Source organism: Mycobacterium colombiense (assembly GCF_001953985.1).
GTDB lineage: Bacteria > Actinomycetota > Actinomycetes > Mycobacteriales > Mycobacteriaceae > Mycobacterium > Mycobacterium colombiense_B.
In genome coordinates, this window is sequence record NZ_MBEI01000053.1 from 147,317 (window position 1) to 165,918 (window position 18,602).

At 66.5% G+C, this 18,602-nt stretch carries 20 protein-coding genes; 12 read left to right on the forward strand and 8 right to left on the reverse strand.

The window, feature by feature from the left end:
- The 4 genes from A5732_RS15120 to A5732_RS15135 are packed head-to-tail and all read right to left on the reverse strand — an operon-like array spanning position 1 to position 2,949.
- Positions 1–597: a TetR/AcrR family transcriptional regulator gene (locus A5732_RS15120; protein WP_076102647.1), complete on the reverse strand. Its 597-nt coding sequence runs from the start codon at positions 595–597 to the stop codon at positions 1–3.
- A complete protein-coding gene (locus A5732_RS15125) occupies positions 594–1,367 on the reverse strand; it encodes an SDR family NAD(P)-dependent oxidoreductase (RefSeq protein ID WP_076102648.1) in 774 nt (257 codons plus the stop codon). The genes A5732_RS15120 and A5732_RS15125 overlap by 4 nt, the downstream gene beginning before the upstream one ends.
- The gene (locus A5732_RS15130; RefSeq protein ID WP_076102649.1) at positions 1,364–1,867 is read right to left on the reverse strand and encodes a VOC family protein; all 504 of its coding nucleotides are present in this window, start codon (positions 1,865–1,867) and stop codon (positions 1,364–1,366) included. Before A5732_RS15130 ends, A5732_RS15125 begins: the two co-directional genes overlap by 4 nt.
- A complete protein-coding gene (locus tag A5732_RS15135; protein ID WP_076102683.1) occupies positions 1,864–2,949 on the reverse strand; it encodes an NAD(P)H-dependent amine dehydrogenase family protein in 1,086 nt (361 codons plus the stop codon). Before A5732_RS15135 ends, A5732_RS15130 begins: the two co-directional genes overlap by 4 nt.
- A 112-nt stretch (positions 2,950–3,061) precedes the next feature.
- Here A5732_RS15135 and A5732_RS15140 point away from each other — a divergent pair, with 112 nt between their 5' ends.
- The 6 genes from A5732_RS15140 to A5732_RS15165 all read left to right on the forward strand — a co-directional run bounded on the left by A5732_RS15140 (position 3,062) and on the right by A5732_RS15165 (position 8,514).
- Complete coding sequence (locus A5732_RS15140) at positions 3,062–3,919, forward strand: SDR family oxidoreductase (protein WP_064953878.1); 858 nt, start codon at positions 3,062–3,064, stop codon at positions 3,917–3,919.
- Positions 3,920–3,964: 45 nt separating this feature from the next.
- A complete protein-coding gene (locus A5732_RS15145) occupies positions 3,965–4,348 on the forward strand; it encodes a DUF1330 domain-containing protein (RefSeq protein WP_076055796.1) in 384 nt (127 codons plus the stop codon).
- 116 nt (positions 4,349–4,464) lie between these two features.
- Positions 4,465–5,820, forward strand: coding sequence for a WS/DGAT/MGAT family O-acyltransferase (locus A5732_RS15150; RefSeq protein ID WP_076102650.1), 1,356 nt, complete (start codon positions 4,465–4,467; stop codon positions 5,818–5,820).
- 6 nt (positions 5,821–5,826) lie between these two features.
- On the forward strand, positions 5,827–6,312 hold the full coding sequence (locus tag A5732_RS15155; RefSeq protein ID WP_076055800.1) for an NUDIX domain-containing protein: 486 nt from the start codon (positions 5,827–5,829) through the stop codon (positions 6,310–6,312).
- 1 nt (position 6,313) lies between these two features.
- Positions 6,314–7,219, forward strand: a complete 906-nt coding sequence (locus A5732_RS15160; protein WP_076055802.1) for a haloalkane dehalogenase — start codon at positions 6,314–6,316, stop codon at positions 7,217–7,219.
- A 35-nt stretch (positions 7,220–7,254) separates the two neighbouring features.
- Complete coding sequence (locus A5732_RS15165) at positions 7,255–8,514, forward strand: cytochrome P450 (protein WP_076055804.1); 1,260 nt, start codon at positions 7,255–7,257, stop codon at positions 8,512–8,514.
- Here the strand turns inward: A5732_RS15165 and A5732_RS15170 are convergent.
- Positions 8,511–8,879 carry a hypothetical protein gene (locus tag A5732_RS15170; protein WP_076102651.1) on the reverse strand — a complete coding sequence of 123 codons (369 nt, stop codon included), beginning with the start codon at positions 8,877–8,879 and terminating at the stop codon, positions 8,511–8,513. The two genes, A5732_RS15165 and A5732_RS15170, sit on opposite strands and share 4 nt — an antisense overlap.
- Positions 8,880–8,961: 82 nt before the next feature.
- On the opposite strand from A5732_RS15170, the gene A5732_RS15175 reads away from it, so the two are divergent.
- Positions 8,962–9,249: a CDGP domain-containing protein gene (locus tag A5732_RS15175; protein WP_076102652.1), complete on the forward strand. Its 288-nt coding sequence runs from the start codon at positions 8,962–8,964 to the stop codon at positions 9,247–9,249.
- Positions 9,250–9,381: 132 nt separating this feature from the next.
- Positions 9,382–10,638, forward strand: a complete 1,257-nt coding sequence (locus tag A5732_RS15180) for an HNH endonuclease signature motif containing protein (RefSeq protein ID WP_076102653.1) — start codon at positions 9,382–9,384, stop codon at positions 10,636–10,638.
- A gap of 69 nt (positions 10,639–10,707) precedes the next feature.
- On the opposite strand, the gene A5732_RS15185 is transcribed toward A5732_RS15180, so the two are convergent.
- Complete coding sequence (locus tag A5732_RS15185; protein ID WP_076102654.1) at positions 10,708–11,778, reverse strand: ATP-dependent DNA ligase; 1,071 nt, start codon at positions 11,776–11,778, stop codon at positions 10,708–10,710.
- A 26-nt stretch (positions 11,779–11,804) separates the two neighbouring features.
- Here A5732_RS15185 and ligD point away from each other — a divergent pair, with 26 nt between their 5' ends.
- The 3 genes from ligD (at position 11,805) to A5732_RS15195 (ending at position 16,165) form a co-directional block, all read left to right on the forward strand.
- The gene (gene ligD, locus A5732_RS15190; RefSeq protein ID WP_076055812.1) at positions 11,805–12,836 is read left to right on the forward strand and encodes a non-homologous end-joining DNA ligase; all 1,032 of its coding nucleotides are present in this window, start codon (positions 11,805–11,807) and stop codon (positions 12,834–12,836) included.
- Positions 12,837–13,860: 1,024 nt separating this feature from the next.
- A complete protein-coding gene (locus A5732_RS27350; RefSeq protein ID WP_171975024.1) occupies positions 13,861–14,145 on the forward strand; it encodes a hypothetical protein in 285 nt (94 codons plus the stop codon).
- The gene (locus A5732_RS15195; RefSeq protein ID WP_076102655.1) at positions 14,123–16,165 is read left to right on the forward strand and encodes a glycoside hydrolase family 172 protein; all 2,043 of its coding nucleotides are present in this window, start codon (positions 14,123–14,125) and stop codon (positions 16,163–16,165) included. The genes A5732_RS27350 and A5732_RS15195 overlap by 23 nt, the downstream gene beginning before the upstream one ends.
- Here the strand turns inward: A5732_RS15195 and A5732_RS15200 are convergent.
- The gene (locus tag A5732_RS15200) at positions 16,106–16,936 is read right to left on the reverse strand and encodes a rhomboid-like protein (RefSeq protein ID WP_076102656.1); all 831 of its coding nucleotides are present in this window, start codon (positions 16,934–16,936) and stop codon (positions 16,106–16,108) included. The two genes, A5732_RS15195 and A5732_RS15200, sit on opposite strands and share 60 nt — an antisense overlap.
- Before the next feature lie 331 nt (positions 16,937–17,267).
- On the reverse strand, positions 17,268–17,852 hold the full coding sequence (locus A5732_RS15210) for a PaaI family thioesterase (protein WP_076102658.1): 585 nt from the start codon (positions 17,850–17,852) through the stop codon (positions 17,268–17,270).
- Between the two features lie 95 nt (positions 17,853–17,947).
- Between A5732_RS15210 and A5732_RS15215 the strand changes: the two genes are divergently transcribed.
- The gene (locus A5732_RS15215; RefSeq protein ID WP_076102684.1) at positions 17,948–18,535 is read left to right on the forward strand and encodes a TetR/AcrR family transcriptional regulator; all 588 of its coding nucleotides are present in this window, start codon (positions 17,948–17,950) and stop codon (positions 18,533–18,535) included.
- Positions 18,536–18,602: the final 67 nt, after the last annotated feature.

An 18,602-nucleotide genomic window follows, 5' to 3' on the forward strand; every position in this document is an offset into this window, starting at 1 on the left:
TCACGTCCGTTTCCAGTGCGGACTCTTGACCGCGTCCAGCGCATCGGTGACGTATCGGTCCAGCGGCCGCGGCTTTCCGGACTGTCGCACCCATTGCTGAAAGGCGAAATCGGCCGCCGCGAAGGCGAGTTGAACCAGCAGGCCCGGACGGAGATCGGCATCCGGATCGACGCCCATCCGCTCGGCGATGAGCTTGGTCGCGCGCTCCTTGTCGGCCGGCCGGTGCACCGTGACTTTGTCGAGCAGGTCGGGAACCACCAGCAGGGCCTCGCGCCATTCTTCGGTGTCGGCCTGCTCGAATGAGCGAGTCCGCGTGATGATGGCGTTGATCAGCGCGACATCGGGCGACTCGTCGGCCGGTCGCCCCTCGAGGAGATTGACGATCGCGGCGCCGCCGTAGCGCACGGGTGCGAGGAGGAGCTCTTCTTTCGCCGGCACGTGCCGGAAGAACGTGCGCGGGGAGACGCCGGCGGCCGTGGCGATTTCCTCGGTGGTCACCGCGTCGTACCCGCGCTCGACGAACAGGCGGAACGCCGCACGCCGGATATCGGCCCGGATCTGTGCGCGTTGCCGGTCGCGGAGCGACTCGCCGGTCATCGGAAGCAGCCGATCCCGCCGTCGACATGGATGGTCTGGCCGGTGATGAAGGTGGCGTCACTGCTGAGCAGGAACGCCACCAGCGCGCCCACGTCGGTGCGGACGTCGCCGATGCGCTTCATCGGCACTCGGCCGACGGCCTTGTCGTACTCCTTGGGCGCGAACGACTTCCAGAACTTGACTCCGTCGGATTCGGCGAAGGGGCAGATGACATTGACGCGAATGTTGTCGCGGCCCCATTCCAGGGCGGCCACCTTCGACAACCCGCGGATGCCTTCCTTGGCGGCGGCATAGCCGCCCCACTTGGGCTCGCCGCCGGTGCCCGTCCCCGAACCGAGGTTCACGATCGACCCACCACCGGCCTCGACCATCAATGGGTGCACGGCCTGCATCAGCAGGAAAGTCGCGCGGGGACCCACGTCGTAGCCCAGGGCCAGGTCTTCGATGGTGATGTCGACGAACGCCTTGGGCTCGTTGGTGGCGATGGCGTTGTTGACCAGGCCGTGCACGGTGCCGAAGGCGTCGACCGCGGCGGCCGCGATCCGCTGTGCGCTGTCCGGGTCCCGCAGATCGGCGACGAGTTGTTCCGCCCGCCCGATCGCCTTGAGCTCGGTGGCCGTGCGGCCTAGGGCCTCTGCCTGGATGTCGACCAGCAGCACCTCGGCACCGCGTTCGAGCAACGCGGTGGCGACGCCCTTACCGACGCCCTGGGCGGCGCCGGTGACGATCGCGACGTGCCCACGCATCGAATCGGGGTGGCTGTACGTCATCTGACGGGTCCCATCTGCAGCTGTACTCCGCGGTGCATTTCGTAGGTGCTTCGCGCCCCGTCGGGCAGTTCGATGAACTCGACCGGTGTCCCGTCCGGGTCCTTGATGAAAAACATTCGGACGCCGCCGATCTCGAAGGGAGCTTGGTCGGGGGTGTAGCCGGCGTCGATGATGCGGCGGTGGGTGTCGTCGAGATCGGTCACCGACAGCGACACGTTGTGGATGCCTGTGATGCCGCGGCGCTGCTTCTGTCGGGGTGGGTCGGCGCCGATCGACAGCAGCTCGATCATCAACCCGCCGAGCAGCCCGCCGACCACCCGGCCCTCCTGCTTGCGGTTCGAGTGCAATGCCGCGTCGAAAGGCTCTCCGGAGATGAGGGTTTCGAAGACGATCTCCATGCCCAGCACATCGCGGTAGAACGCCAGGGCACGGTCCATGTCGGTCACGCCGACGACGAGGTGGCAGAACGACACGTCGCCGAGGACGCTCTTGTCCGTCACCGCTTGCCCGTCGAAAGATTCGGGGCCGGGCGCCCGGCGAACAACGGCAAGTCGAGGTAGGTCTTGATGCCCGGCTCGGCGGCGCAGACGTCGGGAATGGCGTTGACGCAGTGGTTGGCGGTGACGACGACGCCCGGGTTCTTCACCAAGCCTTCCGCGATCGTCTCCGGTTGCAGCCCCTTGAAGGTGAGGCTCACATCGGGATCGCCGGTGATCTCCACCTCGAAGCGTTCGCCCCGCTCGCCGAAATTCCAGGCCGGATCCAGATTCTCCTCGCCCATCAGCCAGTTGACGGCCGCGGTGATGACCGGCTCGCCGTCAACCAGCGCCTGCCACCGGAACCGGCGCGCGGCCACGGTGCCGGACGTGATCGGGAAGGGCTCGTAGTCGATATCGGCGGTCGCCACGGCGACGTCCTGGATGGTCCTGATGTTGGGATCGATGCGAAATCCCATGTGATCGGCGATCATCCGGACCGACTGCTTGAAGCCCGCGTCGAGCAGTCCGGCCATCGGGCCTTGCGTCGCTTCCTCGGGGGTGCCGCCGAATCCCATGATGTGACGCACCACGTCCGGGGCGTTGTAGGTGCGGATGTCGGAGAACTCCTCGGCCCGCACATGCGTGATCGCCGACGACAGCGAGGACACCATCAGCGGGAACCGCTCGGTGATGCCGCCGGGGTGGATGCCCGAACCATGCAGCGTCACACCACCTTCCGTTGCCGCCTCGGCGACGGCTCGGTGACGCTTGTTGCCCGGGTCGGGGTACACCCAGCCGACCGGGGTGACCACGTTCTTCCCGGACCGCAGGATCGCGATCACCTCGTCGTCATTGGGTATCAGCGGGCTATACATCACGCAGTCGGCGTCCAACGCCAGTATCTCGTCGATGCTGGTGGTGGCCTTGACACCGAGCTCCTGGGTCCCGATGATCTTGCCGACGTCGACGCCGTCCTTGTCCGCGCTGTGCACCCAGCACCCCACCAGCTCCAGCTGCGGGTGGTTGATGGCGCAGGCGATCGCCGCTTTCCCCACGCCCCCGGTGGCCCACTGGACGACACGAAGCTTGGACGGGCTACTCATCATTGACCTCCCGGAGGGCGCGCGGCCTTTACACATTGGCGAATGAAATGGCAGGCTATGACTTGCTGACAGTGACTGTCAATAATCGACCATTCGGTGAGAGGGTCTGTTGATGAGCGTCCTCGACGGCAAGATCGCGATCGTCACCGGCACCAGCCGCGGCGTGGGCGTGGGCATCGCCCACGAACTGCTGCGCGCCGGAGCGACCGTGATCGGCTGCTCGCGCTCACCGCTCGACGGCATCCCCGGCATCGAACCGGACTGGGCGGACCGCGCTTCCCAGCAGGTGTGCGATCAGGGTGACTACCGCTCGATCGACGCGTTCGTCGCGGACGTCGTGGCCACCCACGGGCGGGTCGACATCCTGGTGAACAATGCCGGTGGCACCGTCCCGGCGCCGCATGCCGAGAGCATTCCCGAACTGGTGCAACGCATTCAGGGCGCGCCCGCCGACGATGACGACTACGCGCGCACCGCCCTGTTCCACGCGTTCGCCGTGCAGATGAATCTCATCAGCCCGCTGTGGTTCGCGATCCGTGCCTATCGGCAGATGCGGACCCAGGACGGTGTCGGCTGCATCATCAACATCTCCAGCGGCGCCGGACATCCGGCGGGATCGCCAACCCTGGTCTCCTACGGGGCGGCCAAGAGCGGCCTCAACCACCTCACCCGGTCGCTGGCCGAAGAGTGGGGACCGAAGGTGCGGGTCAACTGTGTGGCGTTGGGCCCGACGATGACCGAGAACTTCCGGTCCTTCGTGCTGCCCAAGGACGACCCCGATGGCGCAAAGTATTTCGCCGCCGTGCCCTTGCGCCGCGCGGGTGAGCCCGCCGAAGTCGGGCGGGTCTGCGTTTTCCTGGCCGGCGGACAGGCCGACTTCGTCAACGGCACCACCATCGAATGCGACGGTGGGATGCTGCCCGGCGTGCTCTACGACGCGGGATTGAAGACCATCACCGATCTGCTGTAGCGCCCCGGGCCGCTGCTAGAACAAAACCAACGCAAGGAGATTCACATGGCCGGCTTGGAACCGACGCCCGAGCAGTTCGCCGCGCTCGCGGCGCGACCGGCTGACGCGCCGGTGGTGATGGTCAACCTGTTGAAGTTCAAACCCGAGGGCGGCGTGGAGAGCTATCTGCAGTACGGCCGGGAGGTGGCTCCGCACCTTCAACGCGTCGGCGCCACCCTGCGCTATGCCGGGGGAGCGCCGTCCGTGGTGATCGGCGACGGCGAACGACCTTGGTGGGACGCGATTCTCGTCGTCGAGTACCCAAACCCCCAGGCCTTCATCGACATGGTGACGACCCCGGAGTACGCCAAGGTGCACGAACATCGCGCCGGCGGGCTGGACCGCGGCGATTTGATCGCGACCTCGACATGGTCGATGGCATCCGAGTGACCTGACGCCGCCCGCCTGGCTCGGCCGGCCCGCGTGACCGCCGCCGAGGCGGGCCCGGCGCCGGTCCGATCACGCTATGGCTTTCCGGATCAGGCCGAAATGGGTCTAATAGTTGGATGGAACTGATAAAGCCCACCGACGCGATCTTCCTGCTGGGAGAATCTCGCGAACATCCCATGCACGTCGGAGGCTTGCAGTTGTTCGAGCCGCCGCCGGGCGCCGGGCGCGGCTTCGTTCGTGACCTCTACAAAACCCTGGCCGCCGAGCCGGATTTCCAGCCCACGTTTCGCAAGCATCCCGCGAGCTTCGTCGGCGGAATCGCAAACCTGGGCTGGACTTACGACAACGACGTCGACATCGACTATCACGTCCGGCGGTCGGCGCTGCCGTCGCCCAAACGGGTCCGCGAATTGCTCGAGCTCACATCGCGATGGCACAGCAGCCTGCTGGATCGCCACCGCCCCTTGTGGGAGACCCACATCGTCGAAGGCCTCAAAGACGGCCGGTTCGCCATCTACACCAAGGTGCACCACGCGCTGATCGACGGTGTCTCCGCGCAGAAACTGATGCAGCGCGCGCTGACCACCGACCCCGACGACGTCGAGATCCGTGCCCCGTGGAGCCTGCGCAAACCCCAGCGCCGATCCGGCCCGTCTTCTCCACTGAGCTCGTTGGCCCGCACCGCGGGATCCCTTGCCGCGCTTGCCCCCTCGACAATAGGGCTGGCGCGTGCGGCGCTGTTCGAGCAGCAACTGACCCTGCCCTTCGGGGCGCCGAAGACCATGTTGAACGTCAAGATCGGCGGCGCCCGACGCTGCGCCGCGCAGTCCTGGTCACTGGACCGCATCAAAGGCGTCAAGCGGGCCGCGGGGGTCACGGTGAACGACGTCGTGCTGGCGATGTGTTCAGGCGCCCTGCGCTATTACCTGCTCGAGCACGACGCGCTGCCGGACACGCCGCTGATCGCGATGGTCCCGGTGAGTCTGCGCACCGAGGAGGAGGCCGACGCCGGTGGCAACCTGGTCGGGGCCATCCTGTGCAATCTCGCGACCGACGCCGACGATCCCGCGCAGCGACTGCTGACCATCAGCGAGTCGATGCGCAGCAACAAGAAGGTCTTCTCGCAGTTGCCACGGTTACAGGCGCTGGCGCTGTCGGCCGTCAATACGTCAGCGTTGGCGTTGGCGGCGGTCCCGGGCTGGGTCGCGTCGACGTCACCCCCGTTCAACATCATCATTTCGAACGTGCCGGGACCGACGCAGCCGATCTACTACGGCGGCGCCCGGCTCGACGGCAACTACCCGCTGTCCATCGCGCTGGACGGCCAGGCGCTGAACATCACCCTGGCCAACAACGCCGGCAATCTGGACTTCGGTCTGGTGGGGTGCCGGCGCAGCGTCCCGCATCTGCAACGCCTGCTCGCGCACCTGGAGTCCTCGCTCAAGGATCTGGAACGCGCTGTGGGAGAATAAAACTCGATGGCCAAACTCAGCGCTGGCGTGATGTTGTACCGGACCTGCGACGGCGTCGTCGAGGTATTGATCGCGCATCCGGGTGGGCCGTTCTGGGCCCGCAAAGACGACGGCGCGTGGTCGATACCGAAGGGCGAGTACACCGACGGGGAGGATCCCTGGGCCGCCGCGCAGCGTGAGTTCGCCGAGGAGCTCGCGCTGGCGGTGCCGGCCGGCCCGCGAATAGACCTGGGTCAGCTGAAGCAATCCGGTGGCAAGGTGGTGAGCGCCTTCGCCGTGCACGGCGACCTCGACATCACCGACGCGCGCAGCAACACTTTTGAATTGGAGTGGCCGAAAGGATCGGGCAAGCTGCGGGAGTTTCCCGAGGTCGATCGGGTGGGCTGGTTCGCCGTGGCGACCGCGCGCATCAAATTGCTGAAGGGACAGCTCGGCTTTCTCGATCGCCTGATGGCGGATCCGGGCCTGGCCGGACTATCCGAAGGGACGTGACATGCGAACGCTGCGAACACCCGACGACCGATTCGACGGCGTCCCCGGCTTTCGTTACGCCCCAAGGTATGGCGAAGTATCCGACGATGAAGGCGGCACACTGCGCGTGGCCTGGGTCGAGGACGGCCCGGAAGGCGCCGATCCGATTCTCATGCTGCACGGCGAGCCGTCGTGGTCGTATCTGTACCGCAAGATGATTCCGGTACTGGCCGCCGCCGGTCATCGGGTCATCTGCCCCGACCTGGTCGGGTTCGGCCGTTCGGACAAGCCCACCCGCCTCGAAGACCACAGCTACGCGCGCCACGTCGAGTGGATGCGTGCGGTGGCCTTCGATGTGCTCGACCTCCGCAACGTCACCCTGGTCGGTCAGGACTGGGGCGGCCTGATCGGATTACGGCTTGCCGCAGAGCATCCCGAGCGGTTCGCGCGGGTGGTCGTCGCCAACACCGGGCTGCCGAACGGCGAGCAGCCCATGGCCGACGTCTGGTGGCGCTTCCGCGAAGCCATCACGTCGGCGCCGACGCTGGACATCGGCGCGTTCGTGCAGGGCGGTTGTCGCCGGCCGATGAGCGAGGAGGACCGCGCGGGCTACGACGCGCCGTTCCCCACCGACGAATACTGCGCCGGGCCGCGCGCCATGCCCGGCCTGGTCCCCACGACACCGGAGGATCCCGCCGCGGCGGCCAACAAGACCGCCTGGACCAGGCTGTCGGTGAGCCCGACACCGATGCTGGTCGCCTTCAGTGACGGCGACCCGATCACCGGACCGATGGCCGCCATCTTCCAGCGTGAGATGCGCGGCGCACAGGGTATCGACCACCCGGTGATCCGCGGTGCCGGCCATTTCTTGCAGGAGGACGCCGGAGCGGAACTGGCCGGCCACATCGTGGAGTTCCTGCGCCGCTGAGTGGGGCGCTGCCGGGCGGCGGGCACAATGTCAGCATGACGACAGCGCCGACCGAGTCCACAAAACCCGACGAGCTGTTGGTGCGCCTGTTGGACCCGGCGGTCCGTGCCGACCCCTACCCGCTGTTCGCGCAATTTCGCGAAGGCGGATCATTCGCGTTGCCGGAGGGCAACCTCGCGGTGTTCTCGACCTACCGCGACTGCGACGAAGTTCTGCGCCACCCGTCGTCGAGCAACGACCGGCTCAAGTCGACGGCCGCCCGCGCGCAGATCGAGGCGCAGACCCAGCAGCTCATCGAGGCCGGTGCCGAGGCGCCGCCGCAAACCCCGCCGGGATTCCTGTTCCAGGACCCGCCGGACCACACCCGGCTGCGCAAATTGGTCAGCAAGGCGTTCGCGCCGAAGGTGGTGAACGCGCTGCAACCCGACATCACCGCGCTGATCGACGGGTTGCTCGACCGGATCGCCGAACGGGGACGGTTCGAAGTCGTCGAGGACCTCGCCTACCCACTGCCGGTGGCGGTCATCTGCCGGCTGCTCGGCGTACCGATCGAGGACGAGCCGCAATTCAGCCGGGTCTCCGCGCTGCTGGCGCAATCCCTGGACCCCTTCGTCGCCTTCACCGGAACACCGTCGGACAACCTGAAAGAGCGGATGGACGCCGGAATGTGGTTGCGCGCGTACCTACATGGCCTGATCGACCGGCGACGCTCGCGGCCCGGTGACGATCTGATGTCCGGGCTGATCGCCGTGGAAGAGTCGGGCGACCAGCTGACCGCGGAGGAGATCGTCTCCACCTGCGTCCTGTTGTTGGTCGCCGGTCACGAGACCACGGTGAACCTGATCGGCAACGCGGTCCTGGCGATGCTGCGCCAGCCGTCGCAATGGGCCGCGCTCGGCGCCGACGCCAACCGTGCCCCGGCGGTCATCGAGGAGACGCTGCGCTACGACCCGCCGGTGCAGATGATCGCCCGAACCGCAGGCGACGACATGGCAATTGGGGGCATCGACGTGCCCGCGGGCGACATCATGATGCTGCTGACCGCCGCCGCCCAGCGCGATCCCGCCGAATACGACCGCCCCGACGTCTTCGACCCGGATCGGAAAGCGCTGCGGCACTTAGGATTCGGTCGGGGTGCGCATTACTGCCTGGGCGCCCCGCTGGCCCGGCTGGAGGCCGGCGTGGCTCTGTCCGCGGTGACGGCGCGTTTTCCGAACGCCCGGCTGGACAGTGAGCCCCAGTACAAGACCAATGTCACGCTGCGCGGGCTGTCGCAGCTCATGGTCACGGTCTAGTCCCGTTCCCAGGGCGGCCTCTCGTCCATCTTCTTGTAGTACTTCGCCAGGTGGCTCTTGATCCGATCGACATCGGACGCGGGCACGTCGATGCCACCGCGCGCGCCGTCCATGATCGCGCCGGCCGCCATCACTCCGCGCGGCACGGCTTTGAGGTCGCCGTCGATGACGTCGGCGATCAGCAGCTTGTAGGCCGTGAAGTTGTCCTTTTTGTCGCTGTCGTACCAGACGTGCGCGTCGCGGTATTTCTGGTTCGGACCGTCCTGTGCATCGGCCCACTTGCGCACCCGCTTTTCGGCGCCGTCGCCGTCCCACTTGCGGTCACGATCGGCCAGCGGCAGATCTTGAAACGTTGTGACTGACATGCCGGTCGCGTGCCCGCTCGCGTCGGGTGCTAAACGGCCAAAACCGCTTACTCAAGCGGTAGCGTCGTGACGGGAGGCAACCATGAAGCGCGGCATCGTTGGTGGATCGGCTGCCCTGCTGACGGCCGCAGGGCTGATCGCCTCAGCGCCGCCGGCCGGCGCCGGCTGCCAGTACGGGGGACCCGTTCTCAGCAAGTGCGACGGGCCCGTCCAACCCGACGGCACCTGGCAACGTTGCGTCGCGGTCACCCGCCTGGTCCCCAATGGCGCCAGTTCCTACCTCGTGCCCGACAACCACTGCGGTCTGATGGGCCCCAACCAGCAGCCCTCGGATTTCACCTTCGCCGACCCACCGACGCACATCGACTGAGCCGGGAACCCGCCGTTGGTCTTCCTGACATGGATCGCGCGGTCGAGCACCTCTTCGCAGTTGTATGACGGTCACTCCACGGCGCGGTTTGGGCGGCCGTGATTTGTCGTACCCCGCTGCGATGATGTCGTTATGTCGTCCACCGCATCGCCTCCCGCGGCGGTGAGCCCTGCCGAGCGCCTTGAGGTGTTGTTCGAAGAGTTGGCGGAGTTGAACGGTCAGCGCAATGCGATTGATGGGCGCATTGTGGAGATCGTCGCCGAGGTGGAGCGCGACGAGTTGTGGGGTGTTACCGGTGCCCGGTCGGTGCCGGCGTTGGTGGCCTGGAAGATGGGTTCGTCGGCGAATACCGCCGCCACGATCGCGACGGTGGCACACAGGCTGGAGGAGTTTCCCCGCTGCGTGGCGGGCATGCGGGAGGGTCGGCTGTCGCTGGACCAGGTCGGGGTGATTGCGGCGCGGGCGGGCGAGGGATCCGATGAGCATTACGCAGAGCTCGCCGCGGTCGCGACGGTTAACCAGCTGCGCACCGCGGTCAAGCTGGAACCGCGACCCGAACCCGAATCCCGGTCGGATCGGCCTGAACCGCAGGCCTCGATCACCAAGACCGCCGACGACGAGGGCAGCTGTTGGCGGATCAAACTTTCGCACCCCGATGCGGCGAAGTTCGACGCGGCGTTGGCGTCTCATCGTGATGCGCTGATCGCCGAGTGGAAGCGCGATCGAGACAACGGCGACCGCGTCTGCGATCAGGCGCCGCCGTTGCCGGGGACTGGCGAGGCGTTCATGCGCCTGGTCGAGGCCGGCTGGGACGCCGAGGCGGCCCGCCGCCCGCACGGGCAGCAGACCACGGTGGTGGTGCACGTCGACGTTGAGCGGTGCGCGGCGGCCCTGCATCTGGGTCCGCTGCTCACCGACGCCGAACGGCGATACCTCACGTGTGATGCCACCTGTGAAGTCTGGTTCGAACGTGCCGGCGAGGTCATCGGCGCCGGGCGAGCGACCCGCCTGATCAACCGGCGGCTTCGCCGCGCGCTCGAGCACCGCCATCGCATGTGCGCGGTTCCGGGTTGTGGGGCCACCCGTGGTCTGCACGCCCATCACATCCGGCACTGGGAGGACGGCGGTCCGACCGAGCTGTCCAATCTGGTGTTGGTGTGCCCGTATCACCATCGTTTGCACCACCGGGGCGTTATCACCATCGCCGGACCCACCGACGATCTCATCGTCACCGACAGCTCCGGTCGGCGGCTGCGCGCTGGATCGCTCGCGCGTCCGCCAAACCTTCCCCCGCCCGCCGTCCCACCGTGTCCCGGGCCCACCGGCGAGCGCGCCGACTGGTGGTGGTATGAGCCCTTCCAGCCGCAACCACCACCGACGACCAACTAGGTACCTTGCAACCGCCGGTCTATCACCAGCACCGGACGCAAGCTCAAACAGGTTGGGGCATCAACGAATTCAGCCCGGGCCGAGTCCCGGCACGATCTCGCCGAGGCTGAACGTCACCGGTTGTTCGAGCTGTTCATACGTGCACGAGCGCGGTTCGCGATCCGGACGCCAGCGATTGAACTGCGCGGTATGACGAAATCGCCGCCCTTCCATGTGGTCGTAGCGGACCTCGACCACACGTTCGGGCCGCAGCGGCACGAACGACAGATCCTTACCGGCGTTCCAGCGCGAGAACTCGTTCTTACGAGGAGTCCGCTCGCCGGCTTCGTGCGCGGCCCAATTCCACGGATGATCCTCGAAATCTGTGACGAGGGGCTGTAGTTCGTCGAACAGCCGCCGCCGCTCGGCCATCGGAAACGCGCCGATCACGCCGACCGACGCGAGCTGGCCGTCATCCTGATACAGACCCAACAACAGCGAACCAATCGCGCCGGCACCGGATTTGTGCACCCGATAGCCGGCGACCACACAGTCGGCGGTCCGCTCGTGCTTGATCTTGAACATGATCCGCTTGTCCGGCTGGTAGGTGATGGCGAGCGGCTTGGCAATGACGCCGTCGAGGCCGGCACCCTCGAATTCGTCGAACCAGCGCTGCGCGGTGCCCAGATCGGTCGTCGCCGGCGTGACATGGATCGAGGGTCCCGAGCCCGCCAGGGCGTCGACCAGGGCGGCGCGCCGCTCGCTGAAGGGTCGTCGGGTGTAGTCGTCGTCGCCGAGGGCGAGCAAGTCGAACGCGATGAAGGACGCCGGCGTAGCCTCGGCGAGCATCCGCACCCGCGAGTCGGCCGGGTGAATGCGTTGCTGCAGCGCCTCGAAATCCAGTCCGTGGTCGGTGGCGATGACGATTTCGCCGTCGATCACGCAGCGCTCCGGCAGCTCGGCGTTGACCGCGGCGACCAGATCGGGGAAATAGCGCGTCATCGGCCGTTCGTTGCGGCTGCCCAGCTCGACCTGATCGTGGTCGCGGAAACAGATCGACCTGAAGCCGTCCCACTTGGGCTCATAGGACGCGTCAGGGGGAATTGAGCGCACCGACTTCGCCAGCATCGGCGACACCGGCGGCATGACAGGAAGGTCCATAGCCTGATTGTGCTGGAATCGAGGGTATGGCTGCTGCAGAAGAGCTCGACGTCGACGGCGTCGCGGTGCGCCTGACCAATCCGGACAAGGTGTATTTCCCCAAACTGGGGTCGAAGGGGACCAAGCGACATTTGGTGGACTACTATCGCGCCGTCGCGGGCGGTCCGATGCTCGACACGCTGCGCGACCGGCCCACCCACCTGCAGCGCTTCCCGGACGGCATCGACGGCGAGGAGATCTACCAGAAGCGGATCCCGCAGCACCATCCCGACTACCTGCAGACGTGCCAGGTGACGTTTCCGTCCGGGCGGACGGCCGACGCGCTGAAGGTGACTCATCCGGCGGCGGTCGTGTGGGCGGCACAGATGGGCACCGTCACCTTGCACCCGTGGCAGGTGCGCTGTCCGGATACCGACCATCCCGACGAACTGCGCATCGATCTGGACCCGCAGCCCGGTGTCGCGTTCGAGCAGGCGCGCACCGTCGCGGTCGAGGTGCTGCGGCCGCTGCTCGACGAGCTCGGTCTGGTCGGATATCCGAAGACCTCGGGAGGTCGCGGGATCCACGTCTTTCTGCGGATCGCCAGCGACTGGGATTTCATCGAGGTGCGCCGCGCCGGCATCGCCCTGGCCCGCGAGGTCGAGCGCCGTGCGCCCGATCTCGTCACCACGTCCTGGTGGAAGGAAGAGCGCGGCGAGCGCATCTTCATCGACTTCAACCAGAATGCCCGGGACCGCACCATGGCGTCGGCGTATTCGGTGCGGCGCACACCGATCGCGACGGTATCGATGCCGCTGACGTGGGAGGCGCTGGCCGACGCCGAGCCGGACGACTACACCGTGGCAACCGTGCCCGATCTGGTCAGAGATCGAGAAGACCCCTGGGCCGCAATGGATGAGGCGGTCCAGTCGATCGCTTCCCTACTGGAAATGGCGGAGGCCGACGAAGAGCGCGGGCTGGGGGATATGCCGTATCCGCCGAATTACCCGAAAATGCCGGGAGAACCCAAACGCGTTCAGCCCAGCCGGGATCGAGATCTCAAAAGCGACAAGGGCTAGCCGAAAGTCATCGAGTGCTCGCGGGATCGGAACCGCGGCCGGCGATTGGCCCGCGTTTACCCTCTCGCGTAGATCGCTGCCCACGTGAGGACCCAACGTTAGCACCTGCGACGCACCCCCGGGGGTGATTCTCTTGCGCCGCAGTGGCTTAAGGCGATTTGTCACAGTGACAATCCGGGTCATCGGGCATGGGGAACCGCGCGGCGCAAGGCCTCGGTGGGAAATGCCGAGCCAGCGTTAAGCTTGGAATTGCCAACCGGATTCAAACCACACGAATTCCCCCACCCGAACTACCGAGGTGTCGGGGCCAACCACTTGTCAGCATTGATGCGCTGAGGCGATTAGTTTACCGCTAACCCGTGCAAAGGCAGCAAGCAATTCGCGTGGAGCGTGCGCACGGCCCGAACGTGCGCACGCGCCCGCGTGCTTCGAGTGCCGGCGTGGTGTCCAGAGGTGACCGGAAACGCAACCGGCGGTCCGCAAAAGCCTTGAAGCCCAGTTGCTTTCAGATCACCAGGCCCCTGGCCGATGCGGTCACGGCACCATCCGCTGCGCCGGCACGTCGCGGCATCTAGCCGTGCGAGGACTGGCACCCAATGTCATTAGGGGAGCACTCAATAGGCCCGAATATGGGCCATACCGAGTAATGGGTGCGAGTAGCTGAGACCCTGCCGGTTGCCCGGCAGACCTACATTGTGCAGGTCAGGTTAGGTCCGCAGTCGATTGTTATCGGCGTTGTGCAGCCGGAAGCCGTGAGGGCGGTGAAGGTGAGGAGAAGACCAAGAACAACTTTGTATTTCAGACCAGACATGACCACTCCGTCCGTAGGAGAAATCCGACGCCCGAGAGTAGAGATATTACGCTGCCAGCTCTCTTATGAGTATGGGTATGAGTAATTTTCGATTAATTACGTCACCTGACTGAAAGCAGACGGGTAACGAGCGCGCGAATTCGAATCGTCGCTACGGCGTGGGCGCGTAAATTCCCGAGAAAATCGAGTTCTACTGCGCCGCAAGGCGGGTAGTTGAATGCGATCGTCGCGGTTTGTCCTGGTCGAATAGCGAAGACGGCGCTTTGCGGCCGCCCTACCCGCATTCGCGAGAATGCGGATGGCCTTAAAGGCGTTGCCGCGAAACGGGATACGAGCTTGCCCAACGGGCTCAAATCCAACTTTCAGTACGGGATTTCGCGTCTGCCTAAACTGCGAGTACGTGATTGGCTATTTGATTGGCGATTTGCGGCCGGATCAGCCGCCGCCGAGACCGACAAAAGTAGGCTCATTGGCTATGTCGGTGGCGGCGCGGGTTAGTTCCACGGTATTCGCGTTGCTGCTATTGGTAATTCCCGGAGCCGGGGTGGCCGGCGCGGAGCCGGCCGCACCCGACACAAGCCAATCGGGCGCACGAATGGTCGGCTGGGATACCTATCGCCGATTGGACCGATTGCCCTATTTGAACGCCGGTTCGCAGACGCTGCAGGTATCGAGCTTTGACCGCAGCGGCGGCGATTTCGACATATCCACCGGCAATCGCAACGGCAGTGGCGGGTGCCTGGGACCCGGGGGCGCCGGCTGCGTCATCGCGGAGGATCACGGTGCCGGTGAAATCGATTCGATCTGGCTGACCCGCGATGGCGGCAATGTCCGCGCGCTCGGGAACATCCGCATCGAGCTGGACGGGCAGGCCGTTGTAGACGCACCACTGCAATCGTTGGTCGACGGCAAATTGGGCGCGCCGTTCGTATGGCCGCTGGTGGCCAACGCCGCACAATCGCCGGGCGGCGTCTACATCAAGGTGCCGATGCCCTACCGGCGCTCGATGCGGGTCAGCGTCACATCGCATTTGGAGTATTACCACGTCGACTATCGGCAGTTGCCCGATGCCGACGGGGTGAATACGTTCTCACCATCCGATCCCGCGCTCGATGTGCTGGACACGCTCAAGTCCGCCGGCGTGGTTGACCCCAAACCGGCGGCAGCCGGTGCGGCGCACAGCACCCGGGTCAGCGACCTGGCCGCCGGCGCCGCGCAAACGATCGCGGAATCGACTGGCTCGGCCAGCATCTCGGAGCTGCGGCTGCAGCTGCCCGCACCGGCTGCGGAACAGCTGGACGGATTGCGGCTGCAGGTTGAGTTCGACGGCCGAACCATGGTCGACTCGCCGCTCGGGGAGTTCTTCGGCGCCGGCCTCGGTGCGAACCCCGTGCGATCGTTGATGTTCGGCACCAGCGTCCAACAAGATGGGTCGTTGGTGTTATGTGATTGGTGGCCAATGCCTTTCGCGCAGGCGGCCCGTGTCACGCTCGTCAACGCGGGTGCCGGCCCGGTGACGGGGATAGTCAGCGACGTCGCCACCACACCCGACGCCCAATGGGCGCCCGCGTTGACCAGCGGCCGCGCCGGCTACTTCACCGCGCGCTCGCACGCCGGACCGACTGCCGCGGGCCAGGATTGGGTGTTCGCCGAGGAACAGGGTCGCGGCAAATTCGTCGGCGTCAGTCACACCATTCGCGGCTATCGAACCAGAACGGCGTTCAGCGATGACGCCCCGTACTTTCTGGAAGGCGCCGAGCGGGTCTACACCGACGGCGCCGCGTCCCCGCAGTGGTACGGCACCGGCACCGAGGACCTCTACGAGGGCGGCTGGTACTTCAAGAACGGCACCCACTTCAGCGACCCGCTCAACGGCCAGCCCGATCAACGCACCGCCACGGGCGGATGCGCCGACTACTGCGTCGCCGTGTACCGGATCATGCTGGCCGACGCGATCGGCTATCACTCCGGGATCCGATTCGGCATCGAGCACGGGAAGAGGAATATGGTCCAACCCGACTACAGCTCAACCGCATTCCTCTACACGCAGCCCGACGCCTGCATCGCCGCCGGCGACGACGTCAGCCCCGCCGATCCCGTCAATCGAGTCCTGCACGGCTACACCGACTCCGACGCGACCGATCAGCTGCTGCTCAGCGAATACGAGGGCACTCAGGACACCCTGCCCGTGGCCGGCTCCGTCCGTACCACCCAGGGCGCGATCACCTTTCACGTCCAGCTCGATCCGGACAACCACGGCGTCCTGCTGCGGCGCACCTCGGATCAAGCAACCGGATTTCAATCGGCGGACGTCGCCGTCGACGGCGTACCGACGGGCAACTGGCTACAGCCGCGCAGCAACACCTTTCACCGGTGGCTGGACGACACCTACCTGGTGCCGCAGTCGGTGACCGCGGGCAAGGCGCAGGTGACCGTCACCCTGACGCCCACCGCCGACTCACCGCCCTGGACCGCCAGCCGCTACCACGTCGACACACTCACGGGGCCCTCTGACTAGGCAGCGATCGGTGGCCAGTCCGATGAGCGCACCGGCCAGGCCGCCGGCCGGCGCCATCAGCGAAGGCCCGGCGAGCAACAGATAGCCGAACGTGACACCGACCATGAGCAGGGCCTGCTGCAGCGGTGTCCAGATGGCGGCCGGCCGCATCCGGAACGACAATCCGATGCCGAGCAGCAACGCCACCACGTGACCGACGGCGGTGAAGTCAGCACTCACGGCCGCCACCACCGCGGTTCCCAGCCACCAGCCCGCCCAGACCCCGCGCCAGCGCGCCGGGATCGCCGCCGTGAACGCGCCGAGCACGCACACCGCGCCATAACTGATCCCCACGTCACTGGCGCGGGCGACCGAGACCGGCAGCATCCCCGTCTCGATGGCGGCGACCAGCCCGACCGCGACGATCACCGTGGCGCCGATGTGGCCGACGGCGAAGGTGACGAGCAGATCCCGGCCGCACCACATGAGTTCACCCAAAGCCAGCAGGCAGACCAGCCCGGGCAGCCAGAAGAACAGGTCGCCGCCGTCGTTGACGAATGCGCTCCCGATCAAGGTGCCCAGATGGCCGCGCCCGAGGTTGTGAACGTTTGTGCTCATCCGGCTTACGGCGACCTCGTGCGCGTGCGGGCCCAGCGCCGCGAGGATGAGGTAGATGGCGAGCAGGATGACCGCATAGCTGGCCGTGACCCGCACCGACGCCGCGGCGGGCGCGGCCCGCAGCGGCGCCTGTGTCCAGCGCAATGCGCCGTCGCGGGTGGCGGCGAATGTCATGGTTCCACGGTGCGGGCCCGGCGGGCGGCCTGCCTGGTTCTTAACGAAGCCTTCACACCCATGACGCAAATCTTCACGGAGCCGAGCGGCCACGTGACGTCTCCTTAAAGAGAGGCGATCGCGGCGACGGCCTCATCGGCGGTCACGATGGGCGAGACCCGGTCGCCGCTTTTGTCATTCGCCACCGGACCATCATCTCTCGGCCGCCCGCATAATGAACGGCACCTCGTCGGAAGCCGCGTGGCGGGCGGCCGCGGCCGGCGAACTCGGTGGCGATGGCGCGCCCGATGCCGCGGTTGGCTCCGGTGATGAGAACGGAAGACATGGCAGCTCAATCCCTTTGGCGCTGGGTGCCGTTGCCGTTGTGTGTCCGGCCGGGCAAGTCGAAGACCAACAGCGTGCTGGTTGCGGTCGCGACGAGCGCTCCCGAGGCGTCGGTGGCCTTGGCTTCGGTGAACCCGATCCGCAATCCCGCCTTGACGACGGTGCCCACCGCGGTCAGCGGACCGCTGGCCACGGTGATGGCCTTCAGGTAGTTGACCTTGATTTCCACCGACGTGTAGCCGACGCCCTCGGCGAGCGTGGTGTGCAGCGCGCAGCCGGTGACGGTGTCCAGCAGGGTGCACACCGTGCCGCCATGAACCGTTCCCAGCGGGTTGTACATGGACCCGTCGGGCGTGCAGGTGAACGTGATGCGACCGCTCGCGACTTCGGTGACGCGCATCTGGATGAGCTCACCGATCGGCGGTGGCGGCAACTGGCCGTCGCCTACGGCGCGCCAGTAGGCGAGGCCGGACATCGCCGCGGCGGTGGACTGGGTGGTGATCGGGTCGTGCCAGGTGATCAGCCGTGACTCCTTGTCACCCCAGCCCTCGATAGCGGCTTGGTCAGCGCGAATGTCCTGCGGGTGGACCATCCCGTCCCCTTCGGAAAAACTGATCGGTTTACTTCTATAGGGCCAAGCTAGCAATAAGCGGCACTCTTGTAAACCGAACGGTGTACTATCGCGACATGAGCGCAGCCACAGCGCAGCCGCGTCCGGCCGCCGGCCGCGGCGCGCGCGAACGCATCGAGCGCGCGGCGGCCCGGCTCTTCTACCGCAATGGCATCCACGCGACCGGCGTCGAACTCATCGCGCACGAGGCCGGCGTCTCCAAGCGAACGCTGTATCAGCACTTCGCCAGCAAGAACGAACTCGTCGACAACTACCTGCGCAACATCGAGTCCCGCGGCGGAGCGCCCACCGAGAAGCGCCTCGACGACGTCGCGCTTCCCGCCCGCGAGCGTCTGCTGGCCATCTTCGATCTGCGCCAATCAGACGTCGTGCGCGGCTGCCCCTTTCACAACGCCGCCGTGGAGTCGGCCGGATCGCTCGCCACGACCGACGAGATCGTGCGGACCCACAAGCGGGATTTCACCGACCGCCTCATCGCCGTCGCCCGCGAGGCCGGTGCCGCCGATCCGCATCTGCTCGGCCAGCAGCTGGCCGTGCTGTTCGAGGGTGCCACCGCGATGGCCACGTCGCTGAATGACACCGCGCCCGTCGTCCATGCCCGCGCCGCCGCGGCGACGCTGATCGAGGCCGCCCTGTGGTCTTGACGGACTCGTCGGGATGCTGCTAAACATGGCCTGCGCCACACTTTTGGGCGATCGCCCAAAGTCGATG

Bases quoted from the DNA above. Each gene is read 5' to 3' on its own strand.
- A5732_RS15120 (WP_076102647.1), bottom strand. From the start codon at position 597: ATGACCGGCGAGTCGCTCCGCGACCGGCAACGCGCACAGATCCGGGCC.
- A5732_RS15125 (WP_076102648.1), bottom strand. From the start codon at position 1,367: ATGACGTACAGCCACCCCGATTCGATGCGTGGGCACGTCGCGATCGTC.
- A5732_RS15135 (WP_076102683.1), bottom strand. From the start codon at position 2,949: ATGAGTAGCCCGTCCAAGCTTCGTGTCGTCCAGTGGGCCACCGGGGGC.
- A5732_RS15140 (WP_064953878.1), top strand. From the start codon at position 3,062: ATGAGCGTCCTCGACGGCAAGATCGCGATCGTCACCGGCACCAGCCGC.
- A5732_RS15145 (WP_076055796.1), top strand. From the start codon at position 3,965: ATGGCCGGCTTGGAACCGACGCCCGAGCAGTTCGCCGCGCTCGCGGCG.
- A5732_RS15150 (WP_076102650.1), top strand. From the start codon at position 4,465: ATGGAACTGATAAAGCCCACCGACGCGATCTTCCTGCTGGGAGAATCT.
- A5732_RS15155 (WP_076055800.1), top strand. From the start codon at position 5,827: ATGGCCAAACTCAGCGCTGGCGTGATGTTGTACCGGACCTGCGACGGC.
- A5732_RS15160 (WP_076055802.1), top strand. From the start codon at position 6,314: ATGCGAACGCTGCGAACACCCGACGACCGATTCGACGGCGTCCCCGGC.
- A5732_RS15165 (WP_076055804.1), top strand. From the start codon at position 7,255: ATGACGACAGCGCCGACCGAGTCCACAAAACCCGACGAGCTGTTGGTG.
- A5732_RS15170 (WP_076102651.1), bottom strand. From the start codon at position 8,879: ATGTCAGTCACAACGTTTCAAGATCTGCCGCTGGCCGATCGTGACCGC.
- A5732_RS15175 (WP_076102652.1), top strand. From the start codon at position 8,962: ATGAAGCGCGGCATCGTTGGTGGATCGGCTGCCCTGCTGACGGCCGCA.
- A5732_RS15180 (WP_076102653.1), top strand. From the start codon at position 9,382: ATGTCGTCCACCGCATCGCCTCCCGCGGCGGTGAGCCCTGCCGAGCGC.
- A5732_RS15185 (WP_076102654.1), bottom strand. From the start codon at position 11,778: ATGGACCTTCCTGTCATGCCGCCGGTGTCGCCGATGCTGGCGAAGTCG.
- ligD (WP_076055812.1), top strand. From the start codon at position 11,805: ATGGCTGCTGCAGAAGAGCTCGACGTCGACGGCGTCGCGGTGCGCCTG.
- A5732_RS15195 (WP_076102655.1), top strand. From the start codon at position 14,123: ATGTCGGTGGCGGCGCGGGTTAGTTCCACGGTATTCGCGTTGCTGCTA.
- A5732_RS15200 (WP_076102656.1), bottom strand. From the start codon at position 16,936: ATGACATTCGCCGCCACCCGCGACGGCGCATTGCGCTGGACACAGGCG.
- A5732_RS15210 (WP_076102658.1), bottom strand. From the start codon at position 17,852: ATGGTCCACCCGCAGGACATTCGCGCTGACCAAGCCGCTATCGAGGGC.
- A5732_RS15215 (WP_076102684.1), top strand. From the start codon at position 17,948: ATGAGCGCAGCCACAGCGCAGCCGCGTCCGGCCGCCGGCCGCGGCGCG.